19 protein-coding genes are annotated in these 19,370 nt (G+C 61.4%); 12 read left to right on the plus strand and 7 right to left on the minus strand.

Annotated features, from left to right (window positions below; all coding sequences use genetic code 11):
* Positions 1 to 52: 52 nt before the first annotated feature.
* From ACYVHK_RS14390 to ACYVHK_RS14400, 3 genes are all read right to left on the minus strand, one after another.
* Positions 53 to 1,648, minus strand: a complete 1,596-nt coding sequence (locus ACYVHK_RS14390; RefSeq protein ID WP_460533322.1) for a histidine kinase — start codon at positions 1,646 to 1,648, stop codon at positions 53 to 55.
* 227 nt (positions 1,649 to 1,875) lie between these two features.
* A complete protein-coding gene (locus ACYVHK_RS14395; RefSeq protein ID WP_460533325.1) occupies positions 1,876 to 2,424 on the minus strand; it encodes a PEP-CTERM sorting domain-containing protein in 549 nt (182 codons plus the stop codon).
* Between the two features lie 207 nt (positions 2,425 to 2,631).
* On the minus strand, positions 2,632 to 4,419 hold the full coding sequence (locus ACYVHK_RS14400; protein WP_460533328.1) for a PAS domain S-box protein: 1,788 nt from the start codon (positions 4,417 to 4,419) through the stop codon (positions 2,632 to 2,634).
* 294 nt (positions 4,420 to 4,713) lie between these two features.
* Between ACYVHK_RS14400 and ACYVHK_RS14405 the strand changes: the two genes are divergently transcribed.
* Both ACYVHK_RS14405 and ACYVHK_RS14410 read left to right on the plus strand, forming a co-directional pair.
* Positions 4,714 to 5,166 (plus strand): hypothetical protein, encoded by a 453-nt coding sequence (locus ACYVHK_RS14405; protein WP_460533331.1) that lies wholly within the window; start codon positions 4,714 to 4,716, stop codon positions 5,164 to 5,166.
* A gap of 581 nt (positions 5,167 to 5,747) precedes the next feature.
* Positions 5,748 to 6,272, plus strand: coding sequence for a DUF2199 domain-containing protein (locus tag ACYVHK_RS14410; RefSeq protein ID WP_460533334.1), 525 nt, complete (start codon positions 5,748 to 5,750; stop codon positions 6,270 to 6,272).
* 69 nt (positions 6,273 to 6,341) lie between these two features.
* On the opposite strand, the gene ACYVHK_RS14415 is transcribed toward ACYVHK_RS14410, so the two are convergent.
* The gene (locus ACYVHK_RS14415) at positions 6,342 to 7,154 is read right to left on the minus strand and encodes a PEP-CTERM sorting domain-containing protein (RefSeq protein ID WP_460533337.1); all 813 of its coding nucleotides are present in this window, start codon (positions 7,152 to 7,154) and stop codon (positions 6,342 to 6,344) included.
* 357 nt (positions 7,155 to 7,511) lie between these two features.
* Here ACYVHK_RS14415 and ACYVHK_RS14420 point away from each other — a divergent pair, with 357 nt between their 5' ends.
* The 6 genes from ACYVHK_RS14420 (at position 7,512) to ACYVHK_RS14445 (ending at position 11,180) form a co-directional block, all read left to right on the plus strand.
* Positions 7,512 to 7,997, plus strand: a complete 486-nt coding sequence (locus tag ACYVHK_RS14420; RefSeq protein ID WP_460533340.1) for a hypothetical protein — start codon at positions 7,512 to 7,514, stop codon at positions 7,995 to 7,997.
* A 155-nt stretch (positions 7,998 to 8,152) separates the two neighbouring features.
* Complete coding sequence (gene map / locus ACYVHK_RS14425; RefSeq protein ID WP_460533343.1) at positions 8,153 to 8,926, plus strand: type I methionyl aminopeptidase; 774 nt, start codon at positions 8,153 to 8,155, stop codon at positions 8,924 to 8,926.
* Positions 8,927 to 8,945: 19 nt separating this feature from the next.
* Positions 8,946 to 9,404 (plus strand): MOSC domain-containing protein, encoded by a 459-nt coding sequence (locus ACYVHK_RS14430; protein ID WP_460533346.1) that lies wholly within the window; start codon positions 8,946 to 8,948, stop codon positions 9,402 to 9,404.
* A gap of 177 nt (positions 9,405 to 9,581) precedes the next feature.
* Positions 9,582 to 10,178, plus strand: coding sequence for a methyltransferase family protein (locus ACYVHK_RS14435; protein ID WP_460533349.1), 597 nt, complete (start codon positions 9,582 to 9,584; stop codon positions 10,176 to 10,178).
* A gap of 96 nt (positions 10,179 to 10,274) precedes the next feature.
* Entirely contained in the window at positions 10,275 to 10,595 is a 321-nt protein-coding gene (locus ACYVHK_RS14440) for a hypothetical protein (protein ID WP_460533352.1), read from the plus strand.
* Between the two features lie 96 nt (positions 10,596 to 10,691).
* Positions 10,692 to 11,180, plus strand: a complete 489-nt coding sequence (locus tag ACYVHK_RS14445; protein ID WP_460533355.1) for a DUF1203 domain-containing protein — start codon at positions 10,692 to 10,694, stop codon at positions 11,178 to 11,180.
* A gap of 46 nt (positions 11,181 to 11,226) precedes the next feature.
* Here ACYVHK_RS14445 and ACYVHK_RS14450 read toward each other — a convergent pair whose 3' ends face one another.
* Complete coding sequence (locus tag ACYVHK_RS14450) at positions 11,227 to 13,686, minus strand: Ntn hydrolase family protein (protein WP_460533358.1); 2,460 nt, start codon at positions 13,684 to 13,686, stop codon at positions 11,227 to 11,229.
* Between the two features lie 325 nt (positions 13,687 to 14,011).
* Here ACYVHK_RS14450 and ACYVHK_RS14455 point away from each other — a divergent pair, with 325 nt between their 5' ends.
* The 4 genes from ACYVHK_RS14455 (at position 14,012) to ACYVHK_RS14470 (ending at position 17,397) form a co-directional block, all read left to right on the plus strand.
* Positions 14,012 to 15,511: an OmpP1/FadL family transporter gene (locus tag ACYVHK_RS14455; RefSeq protein WP_460533361.1), complete on the plus strand. Its 1,500-nt coding sequence runs from the start codon at positions 14,012 to 14,014 to the stop codon at positions 15,509 to 15,511.
* Between the two features lie 182 nt (positions 15,512 to 15,693).
* Positions 15,694 to 15,858 carry a hypothetical protein gene (locus tag ACYVHK_RS14460; RefSeq protein WP_460533364.1) on the plus strand — a complete coding sequence of 55 codons (165 nt, stop codon included), beginning with the start codon at positions 15,694 to 15,696 and terminating at the stop codon, positions 15,856 to 15,858.
* Between the two features lie 374 nt (positions 15,859 to 16,232).
* Positions 16,233 to 16,955 carry a hemerythrin domain-containing protein gene (locus ACYVHK_RS14465; RefSeq protein ID WP_460533367.1) on the plus strand — a complete coding sequence of 241 codons (723 nt, stop codon included), beginning with the start codon at positions 16,233 to 16,235 and terminating at the stop codon, positions 16,953 to 16,955.
* A 70-nt stretch (positions 16,956 to 17,025) separates the two neighbouring features.
* Positions 17,026 to 17,397 carry a hypothetical protein gene (locus ACYVHK_RS14470; RefSeq protein ID WP_460533370.1) on the plus strand — a complete coding sequence of 124 codons (372 nt, stop codon included), beginning with the start codon at positions 17,026 to 17,028 and terminating at the stop codon, positions 17,395 to 17,397.
* A 26-nt stretch (positions 17,398 to 17,423) separates the two neighbouring features.
* Here the strand turns inward: ACYVHK_RS14470 and ACYVHK_RS14475 are convergent, their stop codons facing one another.
* Together ACYVHK_RS14475 and ACYVHK_RS14480 are read right to left on the minus strand one after the other, a co-directional pair.
* Entirely contained in the window at positions 17,424 to 18,758 is a 1,335-nt protein-coding gene (locus ACYVHK_RS14475) for a pyridoxamine 5'-phosphate oxidase family protein (protein WP_460533373.1), read from the minus strand.
* Complete coding sequence (locus ACYVHK_RS14480) at positions 18,755 to 19,243, minus strand: hypothetical protein (RefSeq protein ID WP_460533376.1); 489 nt, start codon at positions 19,241 to 19,243, stop codon at positions 18,755 to 18,757. Before ACYVHK_RS14480 ends, ACYVHK_RS14475 begins: the two co-directional genes overlap by 4 nt.
* Positions 19,244 to 19,370 lie beyond the last annotated feature (127 nt).

Genomic DNA, 19,370 nt, shown 5'->3' on the forward strand with positions numbered 1-19,370 from the left:
GATTGATGCTGTCCGCCGATTCTAAGGCCAGGCGGGCAGGCTTGGTGCCTCATTACGCATCCGGTGCCGCAGGGGGGATCTCTGTCGGAATCTCCAGGGTTGCAATCACCCCCTTGGGATCATTCGCCTCCAGGACAAAGCGGCCGCGGTCACCAAATAGCGCATGCAAGCGCTCCCGCAGGTTCGACAGTCCCACGCCGCTGCCCGCCTGGATGGGCGAGTCGGACAACCCGCGCCCCGTGTCCTTGACCTGCAGGCGCAGGCGACCACCGTCCGGCGTCTCGTACCGGCTGGCGCATACCGCGATATGGCCCCCTTCGCGTACCGGTTCCAGGCCATGCTTGATCGCGTTCTCCACCAGGGAGGGCAGCATCATGGGCGGCAGCGGGCACGCGCGCAGCGCGTCCGGTAGCTCGATATCGAACGACAGGCGCTCACCCATGCGCATCTTGAGGATATTGAGGTAGGCGCTTACCAGCTCCATCTCCTGCCCGACGGTCGAGGTGGTCTCGCGCATCTTGGGCAATGCCGCGCGCAAGTACTGAATCAGGTGGCCCACCATCAGATTGGCGCTGGGTGGGTCGACTTCGGTGAGTGCCTGGACATTGGCCAGGGTGTTGTAGAGAAAGTGAGGCTCCACCTGTGCCTGCAGGGCCTGCAGGCGCGCTTCCGTCACCTGGCGACGCACATCGCTGATCTCCGCCTCTTTCTTCTTCTGGTCGGCAAAGGCCAGCGCACGGCGCGAGCGGCCAATGTAGAACTTGGCAATCAACACCATGATAAACACCAGCAGGAAGGCAAACACCAGAGCCGAGCCCACGCCCGCCCGCCAGATATCGTCGGCCACCTGGGCGCGTATCGTATTGCGCAGGGGGGCAGGCAACACAAAGCGCGTTTCGCTACCGGCGATGCCGAGCGTCACCACCGGTGCAGCCGGCTCTATCGGGGCAACGGGCGCTACCGGCGCAATGGGAGCAACAGGGGAAACCGGCGCGACCGGGGAGACAGGAGAGATCCGCTCAATGGGCGAGACTCGCCGGCCCGATTTTTGATCGATGCGCTCGATCGCCTCCAGCGTCTCGCGGGCATTCTTTTCATTGGCCCTTGCAGCCTCGACCAGCTTGTCCAGCGTGGCAGTAGCCTTGGCGAGGGCAGCGGTGGAGATTCCCGCCTGCTGCTCTTCTCCCTTTTCCAGCAAGGTTTCCCGCTGACGCTCCTGCAGCGACTCCAGTTCGGCCTGCGCGGCTTCCAGCGCGGTCTCGGCATTGGCACGGACCGACTCCAGCGTCGATTCACGTACGGCCTCTGCCTTTTCCTTGACCGAGCTCTGAACTTCTTCGAGTGTCTGGCGGGCGCGCTCGATCTCATGCTGCGCCTGCTCCAGCTCCCGCTGCCGATCCGGATCACGCGTGCGGTCCTTCATAGCACTGACCACATCCTGGGCAAAATCCAGCGCACCATCCTTGAGTGCCAGATGCACCTCGCCCTTGATCGCCTTGGCTTCCTCCGGGGTATTTCCGGCCGAGGAGAGGCTGATCACATGGCGCGGGACGGTAAATACCACCAGCAAGGCGAGCACCAGCCCGCTGATCAGGAAGAATGCCCACCAAGGCAGCTTGTAGAGGAGATTGCCGAGCGCTTTGAACATAGCCCTGTCTTCTTTGCCGGAGCAACGGACCACCACGGCCCGATATCACGACTGCAGCTTAACAACGGCGCACCTTACACCCCAACGGCGAAGCGACGAAGTAAAAGGAAACCGGGGTGGATTGCGAAAGCACGGGGTAGATCGATACGCCGGCCAGATCATCGCCGGGACCGGCAGAAAAAAAAACGGCAGCCGCAGCTGCCGTCTTCTATTGCACACCGGACCGATCAGGAACGGTTGCGGCGACGCATACCTGCCATGAAGGCCAGGGCCAGACCCGTCAGCGCAATGCTGGCGGGTTCCGGAATGCGGTTCGGTGCAACGAAGTTGCTAACCGTCGCGGTAGCCGAACCCAGTGTGGAATCCTTGGCGAAAATGCGGAAACCGAAGACATCACCGGCCTTGACGTTGAACGACACAGTGCCGTTCTGGTTGCGATCGGTGCCAGAGGTCAACTGATGGAAGACATTGTTAAACAGCCAGCCGAACGGGTCGTAAGCCGGGCCGTCACGGTCGCTGGTTACGTAGTTCCAGTTGAAGAAGACCGTACCAGCGGCCTCGGCCTTGATGGTCATGTCGGTGTTATCCGGGCCGGTACCATCGTTGCTGCTGGTCAACTTGATGGTGTTGGGAGCGCCGGTCAGATTGATGCTGCCGCCGTTGAGGCTTTGGGTCCAGCTCGATGTCTTGTAGTAGCTGACAAAGGAAGCCGAAGCCGGAACCGAGACTAGGCCCATCAGGCCGGACAGCAATACGGCGTAGAGTGCTTTTTTCATAATGATCCGCAAGAGAAGAAGACTATTCGAATACGTTACGACTCTCACATAGCAAGTTTCAGACCAAGTAAAACATGATGTTGATCTATAACGAATTACTTATTTGTCATTGAACTGCAGCCCTTTCACCTGTAAAATTTTTCGACACCAAGACAAGAAAAAAGAGGGCCTCGCCCTCTTCTCTCCCTGCCTGCCAGGTTGGCGGACTCAGCCTGTCGTCTCGATGGACTTCAGGGATGCGGCCAACTCACCGATTCGCTGCTTGGTCTCATCGACCAGGCCACTGATTTCCTTGGCGGAGTCCGCCGACCGTGCTGCCAGCTTGCGTACTTCATCGGCGACAACCGCAAAGCCCCGCCCCGCCTCGCCTGCGCGGGCGGCCTCGATCGCGGCATTGAGCGAAAGCAGGTTGGTCTGGGTGGCGATCTCGTCGATCACCGAAACGATCTGGCCGATCTGGTTGCTCGAATGCAGCACCGCATCCATGGCATTGTTGGTGGTGTCGTGCTCCTGGTGCTCCTTCTCCACGTTCTTCACGAAGGCGGTATAGGCGAACTCGCCACCGACATTGATCTTGGAGAGCGACAACAGCCCCCATATCTTGCTGCCATCCTTGCGCTCGATCGGTACCTCCCGGCTAGTCCCGACAATCTTGTCGACACCGGTCGTCCGGTTGGCGTTCACCAGCCTGTCGTGGTCATGCTGGATAGCATGCGGCACCAGCATCTTGACGTTCTTGCCGAGCACCTCCTGCCGCGAATAACCCCATAACCGCTCGGCCGCACTGTTATAGAAGGTAACAATATTCTGGGCGTCGATCGTGACGACCGCATCCAGCGCCTGTTCCAGTGTCTGGTTCATCGTCTCGCGCACGGCCCGCTCGCAGGTGATGTCCTTGATGAAGGCGGTGTAGATGATGCGCTCCCCCACTCGCACCTTGGAAAGGGACAGATTGCCCCACACCGTGGAGCCATCGCGCCGTTCTATCTGCACATCGCGGCTGGTGCCGACGATCTTGTCGTGACCGGTCGTCCGATTGGCGTTCACAAAGCTGTCGTGCTGCGGCTGTATACCTCTCGGCACCAGCATCTTGACGTTCTGGCCCACCACCTCGTCACGGCCGTAGCCCCATAGCTTTTCTGCGGCGGCATTGAAGAAGGTGACAATATTGTTCGGATCGATGGTCACAACCGCATCCAGCGCCTGTTCCAGCGTCTGGTTGATGATCTCGCGCATCTCGCGTTCACGCGTCACATCCTTGACAAAGGCGGTGTAGATGATGCGCTCCCCCACCGCGACCTTCGATAGCGACAGGTTGGCCCAGACCCGTGTGCCGTCCTTGCGGAACACCGGCACTTCACGTGTGGTACCGACGATCTTGTCCTGGCCGGTCGTCCGGTTGGCGTTCACGAAACTGTCGTGCTGGCCTTGGATATCCCGCGGTACCAGCATGCGGACGTTCTGGCCGATCACCTCCTTGCGGGTATAGCCCCACAGCTTCTCGGCAGCACCGTTGAAGAAGGTGACGATATTGTTTTCATCGATGGTCACCACAGCGTCCAGCGCCTGCTCCAGCGTCTGGTTGATGGTCTCGCGTGCTTCATGCTCGGCCGTGATATTGCGCACGAAGGCTGTATAGGTAATCTCCTTGCCGATATGCACCTTGGAAAGCGACAGACTACCCCAGACCTTGCTGCCATCCTTACGCTCGATGTGAACTTCGCGACTGGTACCGACGATCTTGTCGATGCCCGTCGTGCGGTTGGAGTTGACCAGTTGGTCGTGGTTGGGCTGGATGGCCTGCGGTACCAGCATCTTGACATTGCGGCCCAGGACTTCGGCTCGGGTATACCCCCAGAGCTTTTCTGCCGCCGCGTTATAGAAAGTCACGTTGTTCTGCCCATCGATGCTGACGACAGCGTCTACCGCCTGCTCCAGCACTTCTCGCAGATGCCCGTTCCCCGAACCAAAATGCAAAAAGCCACCTTGCTTCATTTTTCCTACCTCCAGGACGCGATTTATATAGTTTTGGTATTGCCTTGTTTTTATCGATGGCTGGACACGGAAATGCAATGCATTTGCGACATAGAGACCGGAAAACCCCTTGATTTGAAAGAAAAACAGCACCGCCCGTCGGCTGGCCGCCGCCATGGATGGTCAACCCGCAGGAAACCGCCGGCAGACCGGCCTTTCGCGGCGTCGCCCTTGCCTGGATTTGTGCTCCCCACGCCACTTGTCTAAGCTGCGCTGAACATGGGTACAACCTGACCACGGAGCAGCTCCGCCGCCATGACCCTACTGCTCAACGCCCTGCAAGCCTGCTCAGCGCTGGAACTGATCAACGTGATCGAACCGGCCGAGCACAAGTTGCGCATCGTGGTCAGCGAAGCGGCGCCGGACGACAACAGTGGCCTGCTCAGTCGGCCTGCACCACAATCGCATGGCCCGAGCCCCATCGGCCCGAGCGGTGCACCCCTGGTATTCGAGCTCAGTTGGTCCAGCTACATTGGCTACACCGTACTCAACGAGTGCTATGTGTCGGCCGACCGCTATGAGACCTTTGAAGGGCAGTTGCTGGTCGAGTACAGCCGCGCCCACTACATGGACTACATCGCCGCGGCCACCTTCGCGAACACGGAATACCCTGGCCCGATCCGGCACTGGGGGCTGTTCTGCCTCGACCACGTCATCAACATTGCCTCGGTGGACGCCCCGGTTATCCGACGGCTCGACCGGGTCTGATTCCAGGTCGAGGGCAACGTCATCGTCCATCTCACGCCCCGATCCCTGCCGGGATTGAGCTACCTTCCCGTCACCGAAGATGACTTCGAAGACCTGCTCGCCCTGCGTATCCAAGCCATGCGCCCCAGCCTGGAGCGGATAGGCCGCTTCGACCCGGAGCGGGCACGAGCACGTTTCCGGCAGCGCTTCTCGCCGGCACATAGCCGTCATATCCTCTTCCTGGGCAGCAAGGTGGGCTTCTATACGCTGCGGCCCGATGCTGACGGTCTACTGTTGGACCATTTCTACCTGTTGCCGCAAACCCAGCGACAGGGGATAGGCGCTGCAGTACTGGCACACCTGTTCGCACAGGCCGATGCGGCCGCACTGCCGCTCCGGGTAGGCGCTTTGCGGGATAGCGATGCCAATCGCTTCACCTCCGACATGGCTTCGTCCAGACAGCCGAGGCCGAATGGGATATCTACTACACGCGGGCATATGCCCCGATCACTCAGGCGGACTAACACCCGATACTGCCTATCACCAGGGGGACGCCACTCTGCTACCCTAGGCCGATTGCCATTTGCCTCACCAGGAACACCATGTCTTCCGATAGCTACTACTGCACCAGTTGCGGTAAGGAACACACCGGGCTGCCGACCGACTGGGCCTTTCGTCTGCCCGATGACGTTCACGGACTCTCCTACCTGGATCGCTACACCCGCAGCCGCCATAACGCCGACCTGTGCGCACTGGACGAACAGCGCTACTTTCTGCGTGGATTGGTCCTGATACCGTTCAATGAATCGGAAGGTGCTTTTGGATGGGGTATCTGGGTGGAGGTCAGCCGCGAAGTCCACGACCTTTACCTTGGCAACTTCCATGACGATATTTCGAGCCACCCTCGCCAACCAGCTCGCCTGGCCAACAATATCCCGAGCTACAGCCCGCTGAAGGGCGTGGAGGTGGAGATCGAGTTCCGCGGGGCGGGTGACCGGCCGGTATTCTGGTTCGGCAAAGCCGTGGTCCATGCGCTCGCCCACGAGCAGCGAGGTGGCATCAGCCAGGTACGGCACCACGACATACTCAATGAAATGGGTTACTTCGAGGAAGACGAAGACGCCTGATTGCCCCAAAACGGAATAACAAATGAAAACGCCCCAGGCATGGCCTGGGGCGTTTTTGCAAGCAAGCGCTCAGCGCGACTGACGTCGACGCCAGGGCACAAAGGCCAGCAGGGCCACGCCGAACAGCGCCAGGATGCCCGGCTCGGGCACGGCGGTAACCACGGGGGCGAAACGTCCGGCCTGCTGCGTGTAGTAGCGGACCTGGTTCGCGCCATCGTCGACGAAGGCCGTATCCGCCCCCAGGAAGCTGTAGTCGCCACTATGGGGCTGGCCATTCAGCGCAACCACATTGCCTATCGTCACCGAAGCACCCGGGCCGCTGCTGATATGCAGCAATTCGTCGATCGTGCTCAGCGATCCCTTGGTCAGGACGTTGGTACTGCTATCAATGGTGAACCCACCCGTGCCCTGGTCGTCGAACAGGTAGTAGGACAGGTCCCAGGCCACGATATTGCCGTTTGCATCCGTCGTGACCGAACCATCCAGTACGCTGTATCGAACCAGATCAATCAGGCTACCGGCCTGGCCGCTGACATAGCCGGCGATATTGCTGGTGATGGCATAGTTGGGAAAGCTGTTGGTGGCATAAGCCAGCACCCCACCCTGGTTGGCCGGGCCGGCAAAATCGTAACCACCGGTTTCTGCATTCAGCTGGATAGTGCTGTTGGGCGCGAGTACCGAGGCAAAGGTCAGCGAAGCACTGAAAGGATTGCCGATATTGAAGCCAGCCGGGTTGGTCGAGACGACATAGTCCGAACCCAGTTGGGTGACACCGACAGCAACCGGGCCACTATTGAAGGTGTAGGTCACATCGGCATGGGCAACGCCCATGGATGTCAGCAATACAGCCGCACAGGCTGCAGCGACGTGTCTGACTAGCATTGAATTCCTCCGCGCATTTGGGTAGTCGAGTTGTTCTGCCGGGCACCCTGGCGACCGACGATGGAGTACTACGACCCCTTGCAAGGCAACATGCACGAATCAAGCCAGACAATTAAGTCATTGTTTTTAAACACAAACAGAAACAACCCCAATACGGAATGTAAAAAATACCAAAACCGCTTATCGGATAATTGCGGGTGCAATGCGGCGTCCCCATACTGGCACCCCTGCGCGATATCGGTGCCAAGCGACACGGCGGACGCCCGCCAGGCCAGCTATAACCACCAGACAGACTATTCACGCGCACTATCGGTACGAACTCCCCGCTCATTTCAGGAACCAGGCAGCGACACGCCTATGGCTAACCATTCCTCATCCAGCCCCCGCAAATTCCTGATCGGTCTTGCGCTTTACGCCCGACAAATCGAGCTGTCGATTGATCGCACCCACGGCGACTGGGAAGGCCTGCGCCGGTTCTACAAGAACCGGCCGCAGCCCGATGACCTTGCCGTCCTTCTGCTGCAGGCCGAGGCGCGCAAGCGATCCCGCTGGAACCTGGTACAAACCCTCCTGGCCAATCGGCCGGTCCCCCAGGCGGATCGCTGGATGCTGGCGCGGCTGCTGTTCGATTTCTCGGCCATCCTGCGCGGCTACGAGCCGCCAAGTGATGACCTGTTCTGCCTGCGTTATTGCCTGAGCCAGACGACCAGCGTGTTCTACCGCCGGCTGGGCATGCGCCGTCGGCTCGAAAAACTCGATCTGCACCACTTCAATCGTACCGGGCACCTGCCTGCGGGGCAGGAGATCAACGCCATCATCGGCGATGACTGGCTCAGGCTGTGAACCCCGCCGGGTCCCTTGCCGCGCTTCCTCCAGACGGGTGATGTCAGCCGAAGATGGCATGACGACGCTCACGGACTTCCGACCATCGGTACAATTGCGACCTGATTCGACTTTGTCCCGCAGCGCGACGACGCTGCTATCCATTGGAAAGACCCATGGCTGTATCGATCAAGAATGACAAGCAGATTGCCCAGATGCGCATTGCCGGCGGCATGGCGGCCGACGTGCTGGAAATGATCCAAGCGTACGTTGTACCCGGCGTGAGCACCGAAGAACTAGATGCGCGCTGCAATGAGTTTATCCGCAAGCAGCAGAAGGCAACACCCGCCAATGTGGGCTATCACGGCTTTCCCAAGACACTCTGCACCTCCATCAATGGCGTAGTCTGCCACGGTATTCCCAATACCAAGGACGTGCTCAAGGATGGCGATATCGTCAATATCGACGTCACCGTGATCAAGGATGGCTGGCACGGCGATACGAGCCGGATGTTCTATGCCGGTACACCAAGCCCAGAAGCGAAGCGCCTGGTCGATACCACGTTGGAATGCATGCTGGCGGGTATCGCCGTCGTGCGTCCGGGCGCCCGGCTGGGTGACGTGGGCCATGCGATCCAGCGCATTGCGGAAGCAGCCGGCTATTCGGTCGTGCGCGACTATTGTGGCCACGGTATCGGCAAGGTCTATCACGAGGAGCCCGAAGTGCGGCACTACGGCCAGCCCAATACCGGCCTGATGCTGAAGAAGGGCATGACCTTCACGATCGAGCCCATGATCAACGCCGGCGGTTACGCTGTCCGCCAGCTCTCGGATGGCTGGACCGTCATCACGGCGGACGGCTCCTTGTCGGCCCAATGGGAACACATGATCGTGGTGACCGACGACGGCGCCGATATCCTGACCCAATGGCCGGCGCTACGCCCGGCCTGACCCGCCAAGACGCCGGGCCATGTTCATCGAACGGATATTCCTTTGCCCGCCTGCGGCCAGCGAGCAGCAGGCGGTCCGCGACGTCGTACTCGTCGCGGGCAAGGGCATCGCCGGAGACCGTTACTACGACCGGCACGAAGAACCCGGCCAGAACATCACCCTGGTCGAAGCCGAAGAGATCGAGACTTTCAATGCTGCGAACGGCACGGCGTTTGACCTGGGTTGTACGCGCCGCAATGTAGTGACCCGTGGCGTGCGCCTCAATGCGCTGATCGGGCAGGAATTCATGCTGGGTGGTGTTCGCCTGCGCGGCGTGGAGCTCTGCGAGCCGTGCATGGGGCTGGGCGAGCGTCTCGCTTCCGACGGCCTGCAGCCCGCCAAGGTGGTCAAGCAATTTCTCCACAAGGCCGGCATCCGCGCCGATGTCCTGAGCGATGGCACGATTGCGGTCGGCGACCGCCTGTCCTTGCTTCCCTGAGCAGCTAGCCGTTCCGCCGCAATGGCGGCGTGGTCCGGTCATTTCGCGCCTCATGGCGGCAGTTCATCGCAAGGCCCGGCAGCAGGCAACACCACACCGTAGGGTCAGGGCCTCAAGAGCGGCGGGCACATCGCCCACACCGCTCACCCTCAACCTGGCCAAGGCTTACGGTGAACCATGTTTTCGATCGATCATTCCCTCTTCCTGTTGCATATCGGCTTCTGGGCTAGCTTTGGCATCACGCGTGCCGTCCTCAAGCAAGGCGACACCGCGACCTCAACGGCAGCGCCGACCAATACTGAGCCACGCACAGCACCTTATTCGCGCTGGCTGGTCGTCCTGCATAGCATCGCCTTCACACTGATGTACTGGGGCACCAACTCGGCGGTATTGGGTGGACACGTTCCGGGATGGTTCGCAGGCCAACGTCTGGTCGGCGCGATCATCATCGGCCTGGGTGCCGCACTGGCAAGCTGGTCGCTGCTGCATTTTCGATCCTGGCGCTTCCGGGCCCAGCTCGACACCGGCCACGAACTCGCCACGGACGGCCCGTTCCGGTTGTTCCGCCATCCCATCTATATGGCGCTCAACCTGCTGGCGCTGGGCAGCGCAATCTGGGTCCCCAATCCAGGATGCTGGCTCGGCTTCATCGCGATGGTCCTGGGCAGCGACTTGCGTGCCCGCTCGGAAGAGACCTTGCTGCGACAGGCTTTCGGTCCGGTCTACGATGCCTATTGCACGCGCACTCAACGCTTTATTCCCGGCCTCTATTGAAGGGTGAGGCGGTGTTTGCGGTAAGCGCGCGGGTGCTTCCGGCACCATGCTATGCTGCCCTCCCCTGCCAATGCCGCCGCACACCCAGACTCCAATATGACCACGCAATTGCAGCTCACCCGCGATAGCGGCTATGCCGACAAAGCCCGCGACTACACCGTGCTGCTGAATGGCCAGTACCTTGGCGCAATCGGCGATGGCGAGCAGCAGGTGTTCGATATCCCGGCCGGCACGCACGAGCTGTCACTGAAGATCGACTGGTGCACCTCCAACTCGCTGCGCTTTAGCGTGGCAGAAGGCGAGCAACTTGGCTTTCAGTGCGGGTCCAATCTCAGGGGGCTCAAGCTGTTCACGGCGATCTACTACGCCACCCTGGGCTACAAGCGCTATCTATGGCTGGCGCCACGCGCCACCTGAACGTGGCGGCTCAGCAGAATACGATGGCAAGAAGCGGATAGGCCGCCCAGCCTGCGATGACTAGGCTGAGGGTAAGCATCTACCCGGAGTCGTCACATGAGCTATCGCATCGAGGGCCTCGCCCCATCCCTGTTCCAGCATCTGGTCGGGCTATCCGACGCCGAGCTGGCCCGGCACCACGCCCAGCGTCACCCGGTGACGGAAGCCAACGCCTGCCCCTGTCGCATCACGCTGCAGGATGCCGAGGTAGGCGAGACCGTCATCCTCGTCAACTACGCCCACCAGCCTGCCCCTGGCCCCTATCAGTCCCGACATGCCATCTATGTGCGCGAGCAGGCCTTGGCCGCTGCCGTCCATGTGGGCACGGTCCCCGAGCAATTCCAGCGCCGGCTTCTATCGATACGCGCCTTCGACCGTGACCACCAGATGGTCACCGCCGATGTCTGCGATGGTCTACTGGCAGAACCCCTGATCGAGCGCTGCTTCGCCGACCCGCAGGTTGCCTATCAGCATATCCATTTTGCCCGTCGCGGCTGCTTTGCCGGCCGTGTGGACCGCCATCCATCCCGGACGGCGCTGCCATGAAAAAACCCCGCCATGGGCGGGGTTCTCAGTCTCAGGGTCGTTCGTATTATTCGGCAATGGTCCTGGTCGTATAGGCCGGGTCACCGGTGATCTCCGCTTCGCTGTAGCGCAGCTTCATCCACTTCGCACCCTTGAAGTAGATATCGGAGTAAAGCTGGGTCAGGTCCGAATAGTGCGAGGACGACAAGGCTGACGATTGCGAGTAGGTCAGCATGCCTTCGGCCACCGGGCCGTTCGCATCGAAGGTCACGAACTGCATGTAGCTATTGCCGTAGCCGGGATCGGTATACACCCCGCTGGTCAGGTTGCCGCGCCAGTTGTTGAAGGTGTAGCGCCCGCCCGGGATAGGGATGGGCGTGCCGTTGCGCACAACGACCTGTTTGCGCGCGTTGATCTCGCCCAGGGCAAACTTGTTGGTGGCAAACCACTGTACGGCATCGGCAAAGTAGGTCGCCGCCTTGGTGTTGGCGGTATTGAAGCCGCTCGGCGTATAGACCGGATTGGCCGGATCGAACGGCACGCGCCAGTAGCTCGCGTCCTTCAGCTCGCTCGACAGCTCATACAGCTTACGGAACAGCAACGAGCCAGGATCGGCCGGGCTTTCGGTCTTCTTCCACCCCTTGAGCACGGCACAGGCCTGGGTCAGGTCGGTAGCCTTGCCGGTACTGTCGTTGGCCATCGGAGCCGCACCCACGCAAGTCGCGGCCAGGAACTCGTCCAGCCACATCTCCGGCTTGAAGAAGCGCCCACGCATATAGACCTGCTGCAGGTTGGCCAGCGTAAAGCCCGTCCCCGGCAAACCATCGGTTCCCTTTACCCGATCCAGGATCTGCGCAATACCGGCACGCGTCCGCTCCCCTTGCGGCAAGCCTTCGGCGACTGGTCCGGTGGCAATGATCTTGGGGTAGCCCGACAGCCGGACCTGATCATTGGGCAGCCAATGGCTGTCATTGGCGTTCATGATGTAGTCGTCACGCAGCACATAGGGCCGCTGGGCACTGGGGATGGCGCCATTCCAGTTGCAGCTGCTCTTGGTACCGTCCATCAACACCAGACCCTGGGTCGCCAGCAGGAACTGGGCGGTCGGGTTGTTCACGCAGCTTGCCAACTGTGTATCGCTGACATTGGCTGCGACCGAGTAGTTGGCATAGAGCGTCTTGCCGTTCTTGTCGGCCGCCATGGTGTTGACCCACGGCATGGCGCTGTAGGTCGCCTGCGCCTTCTGCAGGCTGGCGGCGCTATCGGCCTGGCCGTTCAGCAGGACCTGGTCGAACAGCTTGTAGTTGGTGTAGTTGGCATCGCGGATCGCGAAGGCGCTGAACTTGCCCCACTTGAAGTTGCTGTTGTCGGCCAATACCGGGCCAAAGTCGGTCCCGTACATGGTCCGGCTGCGCTGCACGATGCTGCCATCCGGCTGCAGGGCATCGACCGTCAGCTTGGTGGTGGTCATCGGCTTGCTCACGCCGTCGATCATGTAGCGGGTCGGATCGGTTGGATCGAGCTGCAGGCCGAACAGGGTGAAGCGGTTATCGGTCGTGAAGGTGTGGGTCCAGGCCACATCCTTGTTGAAACCGATCAGGGGCAACGGCGCACCCAGCAGGGTGGCGCCGTAGACGTCGTACTTGCCCGGAACGGTGATATGCAGCTGGTGCAGGCGCAATGCCCCCCACCACGGGAAGTGCGGGTTGCCCAGCACCATGCCGGTGCCGCTCTGGGTCACGCCCTTGCCCAGGCCATAGCCGTTGGAGCCGATCACATGCTCACTGAGCCAGCGGGTGCCCTGGATCAACGGTGACTTGAGCAGCGCGACCTTGTCGAGCGAGGCCTTGCGCATGGCCACCTGGCTGGCGCTGGCCGCCGGCGGCTGGGCATTGCCGATCGAGGGGATGAACTGCATGGAGCTACCGGCCATCGCAGCCTGATTGAAGCGGTAGTAGACATCCGCCTCGGTGATGGGTTTGACCCAGGCGGCGTTCTTGCAGTCGCTCGGCAGGCCATTGCTGGCAGCTTCGCGCAGGTAACGGTTATAGCCGGCCGTGAAGCCGCTGACGATGTCCCGCACGTCCTGGCTTGCCGCTGCCTTCATGGCATCGGCCAGGTTCGGCGTCAGGTAGAGCTTGTAGAAGAAATCCGATGCCAGGTTGGGGGTGAAATCACCGAACTGGCCCAGATAGGTGATCGGCACGCCCTTGGCATCCACATCCCCGAAGTAGCGCGAGCGCTCGCCGTGCATGGTGACGACTTCCTCGGCGAACAGGCAGACATGGTCGGTCGCGAAGGCATAGCCATAGCCATAGCCGGCGCCCTTGAAGTCGGCCGCCTTGATGTGCGGTACGCCGTAGGAGGTGTAGCGGATCTCGGCTGAATAGGCTGGCTGCGTGGGTGTAGCGGGCTGGGTCGGGTCGTTGTCGCTACCGCCACAGGCCGATAGCAGGGTGGCGGCCGCCAACGGCAGGGCCAGCAATAGATGGCGCGGCGACAAGGCCTGACGCGGGGTGTCGAGCATGGGAAGGTCTCCTGATCCTTGTGGTCTTCTTTGGCGTTGCAGCGACCGGCATGAGCTTCCATGCCTGTGACGCACATCGGTTCAGCATAGCGAAATCCATCGCCTTGTTAGGTAGCCTACGCGCGATTTTTGCGTAAAAGCTCTATTACCGTACGCTTGTGCAACCTTTATGCATCACTCCTTGTTGCCATTGCTTGGCGCTGGCAGCGACCGAGCTATGATGAAGCGACCTGCCGCCTGCACCTGTTGCCCGAATCCAGGATCGCGTGCGCGCACCGCCAGCCGGCAGGCCTCAACGCATACAAAAAAATTCAGGAGACTTGCCATGCGCCTCAGCCGTACCGTGCTCTGTCTGACCGTGCTCCATGCCTTTGCCGCCCTGCCGGCACTGGCGTCGGGCTACCACTTCGGGTCGCAGTCCGCCTCTGCACAAGGCACGGCCAATGCCAGTGCCGCCCAGGCATCGGACCCTTCGGTGCTGTTCTACAACCCGGCCGGCATGACGCGGCTGGAGGGCACGCAAGCATCGGGCGTGCTGGACATCGTGATCCCCAGCACCAAGTTTGAGGATCGTGGCAGCGTGACTTCCTGGGGTCGTCCAACCGGCGGCGGGAATGGCGGCGACTTTGTCGACGTCACTGCCGTACCCCATGCCTACCTGAGCCATCGTCTTAACGACCGGCTTACCGCCGGCTTCGGCGTATTTGTGCCGTTCGGTTCCAAGACCAAGTACGACGAAGACTGGGTGGGTCGCTACAACATCATCGGCACCGAACTGAAGACGATCGCACTGAACCCCTCCGTCGCCTTCAAAGTCACGGACCGCTTGAGCCTGGGAGCCGGCATCTCGGCCCAGTACATGGACGGCAAGCTGGCCAAGGGCGCGGACTTCGGCTCCGGCGCGATGAACAGCCTGGTGGAAAGCCAGGTCAAGGCCAACGCCATCCCGGGTGTCCCGGAATCCATCATCCGGGCGGCCGTGGTCAACCAGCTCAACGGCATCATCAAGACGGTTAGTGGCAACCCCACCTATTCCGGCAAGGTCGACATCAAGGGCGATGACTGGGGCTTCGGCTACAACCTGGGCCTGTTATTCGACATCGACGACCGCACCCGCATCGGCGTGGCTTACCGCTCGAAGATCAAGCACACGCTGGAAGGCGAGGCAAAGTGGGATGTGCAGCGTCCGGCCGACAATCTCGCCGCACTGCTGAACGGCGCGCTACCCGGCGTGGGCAACCTGGTCCGGGCCAACCTGCTGGCTGCCTATACCGATAGCCCAGCCAAGCTCAAGGTCACGACACCGGAATCGCTGTCGATCTCCGCCTTCAAGCAGTTCGAACGCGTCGCGCTGATGGCCGATATCACCCGCACCCGCCATTCCCGCTTCGAAGAACTGCGGGTGGATTTTGCCAACAACCTGCCGGACTCCCTGACCATCGAGAATTGGGAAGATACGACGCGCTACTCGATCGGTGCCGAATACCAGTGGAGCGACAAGCTCAAGCTGCGCGGCGGCCTGGCGATCGACGAATCCCCGGTCGACTCCGGCAACCGCACCCCGTCCATCCCGGATAACAAGCGGCACTGGTTGTCTGGCGGCCTGAACTGGATGTTCGACAAATCCAGCTCGCTGGATCTCGCCCTCAGCTATATCTACCTGCCCAAGAGCCAGATCGACATGTACGACAATGGCGGCAAGACCAACGCCGCCGGCTCCCAGGTTTGCGACTCGACCCGCAACACATCGAGCTGCGCCACCTTGCGCGGCCGCTACGACGTGAGCTCCTGGCTGCTGGGCATGCAGTACAACCACCGCTTCTGATCGACGCAACCTGGTAACAGACAACAAGGCCACAGGCGGAATCCTGTGGCCTTGTTCTTGTCCAATCGGTGTCGTTACCACAGTTGGTCAGGCGAATGCCGGGCTGACGGACCAAGCGCCTATACTCCCCAGCACAACAGCCAAATCGCTGCAGACGACGGCGATCACCGAGAGACAACACCATGCCTACGACCCCGAAACCCGCAGCGGATGACGCCCCTACCCCGTTCGCTCCCCACCCTGAAGACGTGACGGCCGACCGCCTGGTCGAGGCCGACCTGGGCGATGAGGCCGACATGCTCAGCAGCACCGATCTGGATGACGAGGCGGAGGTAGAGGCGAAGTAGGCCTGGGCCAGGTCGCGGGCTTCCCAAGCGCCGGGGCTTTATGGGCAAAGCAGTCTGTCATCGCCCCACCTTGTCGCAACAATCAGGTGCAAGGCGATGCATCTGCCGGCGACGCAGCGCCCGTGTTCAACGCCCGCAGCCAGGACATTACGGCGAACAGCCGCTTGAAACACCCTGCCAGCACCACCCATCCCCCTAGACCATAAAACGCCGCTCCAGCAACAACGCAGGTAGCCAATATCCCTACTTAGGGAATTCTTAGGCACCATTTAACCGCGTTTTAGACAACCGCATCGACACCTCTCCCTAGACTCCGCTTCGTGATTCCGCACGGCAATGTGGCTGGCGGGATGCCAACCACCGGAGTAGTGACGATGCAGAACCCAAGCCCACGTTTTGATATTTACGCCCTGATCCACAAGGCCTTGCGCGCTCAGATGAGCCACGCCCTGTGCGAAGTCGGCCGGACCGACTGGGACGACGCCAGTGAACGCGATAGCACGCTCGCCACCGTGCGCGAATTGCTCGGGGTGTGCCACGGCCACCTGGAACATGAAGAAACTTATCTGCACCCCGCCATCGAGGCTGCTGAGCCACGTGGCCGCATGCTGGCCGATAGTGACCACAGCCGCCATCAGGCCGCGATGGAAACACTATTCGACCTGATCGCCACGGTGGAACGTGCCACGCCCAGCCTGCGCCAGAGCACCGGCGAGCGGCTGTACCGCGAACTGGCGCTGTTCGTGGCCGACAATTTCGAACATATGGCCTTCGAGGAACGCGAACACAACCGCATGTTGTGGTCGGCCTATACCGATAACGAGATCCACGACCTCCATCGTGAACTGGTCAATAGCATCCCGCCGACAAAAATGATGGAGACGCTGCGCTGGATGGTGCCCTACAGCACCGCCCAGGAACGGGCCCAATTGCTGGGGGGGATGCTGTACACCGCACCACCCGGTGCCTTCAATGCGGTGATGAGCATGCTGCAGGGCACCCTGCGCAGCCACGACATGCAGAAGCTGACGCACGCCTTGCTGAGCCAGCGGGCCTCTGAAGCCGCGCCTATTCATCCGCAAACGGTACCCGCCTGAAACCCTTGGCGGCCCCGCGGCTGAGAGCATCACCCGCGGAGCCTCAAGCAACCCTCGAAGAAACGCCACCATGCAAGCACATGCCAAACCCTGGGCCTATATCGCCCTGCTTTATTTTGTCAGCGCCGTCTCGCTCGGCGTATATATGGGCGCGAGCCACGATCACACGCTGCGCTCTGTCCACGCCCACCTCAACCTGCTGGGCTGGGTCTCGCTGACCCTCACCGGTGTGATCTACCATTTCTTTCCCAAGGCCGGACAAAGCCGCCTCGCAACGGCCCATTTCTGGCTCTACAACGCCGGCATGCCCACCATGCTGCTCGCGCTGTTGCTACTCATGCAGGGGAATACCGCCGCCGAGCCCGGCATTGTCGTGGGTAGCCTGATGACCTTGAGTGCGGTCGGGTTATTCGTGGTCAACGTCTACAAGCATCGGGCATGAAGACCTTGTTCACCTCGCTCTTGCTGTTAAGCCGCTTCTACATCCAGCAACTTGACTGGGCGAGCGACACTCAGCCGCAAGCGACCGCGCCCCACCTTGTGCAGCGTCAACCAGTCGCACCGTTCCTGCAGCCGGCGCTGCAACAGCAGCAGCCGGGTCTCCAGGTTGTCGTCCAGCTCCGGCAGGCGTAGCCGCGGTTCCAGCCGCAAGGCACGGTTGCTCCAGTCGGTGCGGCCATCCGCGACATAGTCGTTCAGCAGCAGCCACAGGACCGCACCGGCCACGCCCTTGATCAGGTAATCGTCGTCCAGGAACAAGCTCTGGGTCGCGCCAAAATAGCGCACCAGCACCGTCTTGCCTGCCGGCGGCACGGCTTGTTCGACGGGCAGCGGCGGCATGGGTAGCTCGGGTGGCCGGGTCAGCCAACGCATGGTCTGGCCCAGCAACTGGGCGACGGCCACTAGCGCGTCCTCGTCCTCGTAGCTGAAACGCCGCTCATGCGGACTCTCCACATACAGTACGCCGGCCAACCAGCCACCAGCCTCGATGGGGACGGCCAACTGGCTATGGGGCTCGCCGCTGGCGGGAAAAGGGATCTCGGTATCGAGGGCGACCAGCCCATCGCGAACGGCTTCCGCCCGTACGGCACGGCCGTAGGCGTATTCGGCCGCGGGCCACCCCAGGCGAATCGGCGTGCGATATTGCGCCGCGATCCCGACGACCCCGTCTCCGATCGCCACTTCCGACCCCAGGCCGGACTGGGCATAGCCCAGGCTGGCCACGGTATAGAGCCAGTAACCGGATTCATCGACGCACAACACCAGTGCGTGATGTATATCGAGCAATTCAGTCAGTGCGGCCAGCACCACGTCGAACGCCACGGCCAGGTCGTCGACACAGGACAGCCGCTGCGCCAGCACCCGAACGGCATTGAGCCGGTTATAGGTGGCAGCCGGCGCCGGGAGCACCGTACCAGGCACGGTTTCAATCGCGGTCACCCGGTACACATCCGAGCCCAGCAAGCGGAACACGCCGGCCATGCCGGTGTGCGAGGCGATGCTGGCGAGCTTGGCCTTCATGGACTGGAACAGCGGGCCTTCCGATTCCGTGCGCACATAGTGCAGCGTGAGCCGGTAGCGAGCGGCGGTCGCCGGATTGAGGACTAACAGCGTAGCGTACGGATGGGCGAGGATGTTCTCGTGGGTCTTGTTGAAGAACTGGAACGACAGCGCTACGTGTTCACCGTCGACAAAATGCACCTGGGAGACATAGGTCACGTTCGGCACGCCATCGGCCGAGCAGGTCGCCAGCATGGAAGGCGCGCCGCCCTCGAAACAGTCACGCAGTTGTTCGAGCCTCATGCTGCGCCCAACCTCTCACCGGCGCGCGGACCCGGTGTCTGGCTGAAAGCCTCGAACGGCGTGAAGCGGATGGCCGCGAGGTCGTCCGCACGGCAGTCGAGGAACGCCTCGATCAACTCGGCGGCGTAACCCAACCCTGCCAGTTCAGCCACGACCCGGCCGCGCTGCTGTTCCAACCGCATCCAGTCTTCGGCCGAGGTTGCGATCTCCCGGGCATCCTTCCCCTTCAGCTGCACGGTTCGGTGGCTGATGGGCTGGGAGAACACTGCGGCAATCTGGCCGCAGCCAGCAATATCCCGCAGCAATTGCACCGACTGGCTGCGCGGCAACAGCAGGGTCACCTGACAACGGTCTTCGCTCACCCGGGCAGCTACCGCCTTCGCCAGTGAGGGACGAAAAGCCTGGTCGCGGGAGGCAACTGTCAAGGAGCGGCCGCCTTCCAGAAAGGCGACCAGTTCATCGGGCAAGGTAGCGGACGGTGACATGCCTGAAGCATAAACCCTGCGCAGCGGAGGACAAATTCATTTGAGACAGTTGTGCAAGTTTCGTCGTAGCAGCGATAGCGGCCGCGTGACGCATGGCCAGGGCCACGGTCCGCAAGCCATCGGCGCA

The sequence above is a fragment of the Chitinimonas naiadis genome (assembly GCF_054780835.1).

Excerpts from the sequence above, each read along its gene's own strand:
- ACYVHK_RS14400 (WP_460533328.1), bottom strand. The coding sequence starts at position 4,419 with ATGAAGCAAGGTGGCTTTTTGCATTTTGGTTCGGGGAACGGGCATCTG.
- ACYVHK_RS14405 (WP_460533331.1), top strand. The coding sequence starts at position 4,714 with ATGACCCTACTGCTCAACGCCCTGCAAGCCTGCTCAGCGCTGGAACTG.
- ACYVHK_RS14415 (WP_460533337.1), bottom strand. The coding sequence starts at position 7,154 with ATGCTAGTCAGACACGTCGCTGCAGCCTGTGCGGCTGTATTGCTGACA.
- ACYVHK_RS14450 (WP_460533358.1), bottom strand. The coding sequence starts at position 13,686 with ATGCTCGACACCCCGCGTCAGGCCTTGTCGCCGCGCCATCTATTGCTG.
- ACYVHK_RS14390 (WP_460533322.1), bottom strand. The coding sequence starts at position 1,648 with ATGTTCAAAGCGCTCGGCAATCTCCTCTACAAGCTGCCTTGGTGGGCA.
- map (WP_460533343.1), top strand. The coding sequence starts at position 8,153 with ATGGCTGTATCGATCAAGAATGACAAGCAGATTGCCCAGATGCGCATT.
- ACYVHK_RS14445 (WP_460533355.1), top strand. The coding sequence starts at position 10,692 with ATGAGCTATCGCATCGAGGGCCTCGCCCCATCCCTGTTCCAGCATCTG.
- ACYVHK_RS14440 (WP_460533352.1), top strand. The coding sequence starts at position 10,275 with ATGACCACGCAATTGCAGCTCACCCGCGATAGCGGCTATGCCGACAAA.
- ACYVHK_RS14430 (WP_460533346.1), top strand. The coding sequence starts at position 8,946 with ATGTTCATCGAACGGATATTCCTTTGCCCGCCTGCGGCCAGCGAGCAG.
- ACYVHK_RS14420 (WP_460533340.1), top strand. The coding sequence starts at position 7,512 with ATGGCTAACCATTCCTCATCCAGCCCCCGCAAATTCCTGATCGGTCTT.
- ACYVHK_RS14465 (WP_460533367.1), top strand. The coding sequence starts at position 16,233 with ATGCAGAACCCAAGCCCACGTTTTGATATTTACGCCCTGATCCACAAG.
- ACYVHK_RS14410 (WP_460533334.1), top strand. The coding sequence starts at position 5,748 with ATGTCTTCCGATAGCTACTACTGCACCAGTTGCGGTAAGGAACACACC.
- ACYVHK_RS14455 (WP_460533361.1), top strand. The coding sequence starts at position 14,012 with ATGCGCCTCAGCCGTACCGTGCTCTGTCTGACCGTGCTCCATGCCTTT.
- ACYVHK_RS14460 (WP_460533364.1), top strand. The coding sequence starts at position 15,694 with ATGCCTACGACCCCGAAACCCGCAGCGGATGACGCCCCTACCCCGTTC.
- ACYVHK_RS14475 (WP_460533373.1), bottom strand. The coding sequence starts at position 18,758 with ATGAGGCTCGAACAACTGCGTGACTGTTTCGAGGGCGGCGCGCCTTCC.
- ACYVHK_RS14435 (WP_460533349.1), top strand. The coding sequence starts at position 9,582 with ATGTTTTCGATCGATCATTCCCTCTTCCTGTTGCATATCGGCTTCTGG.
- ACYVHK_RS14395 (WP_460533325.1), bottom strand. The coding sequence starts at position 2,424 with ATGAAAAAAGCACTCTACGCCGTATTGCTGTCCGGCCTGATGGGCCTA.
- ACYVHK_RS14480 (WP_460533376.1), bottom strand. The coding sequence starts at position 19,243 with ATGTCACCGTCCGCTACCTTGCCCGATGAACTGGTCGCCTTTCTGGAA.
- ACYVHK_RS14470 (WP_460533370.1), top strand. The coding sequence starts at position 17,026 with ATGCAAGCACATGCCAAACCCTGGGCCTATATCGCCCTGCTTTATTTT.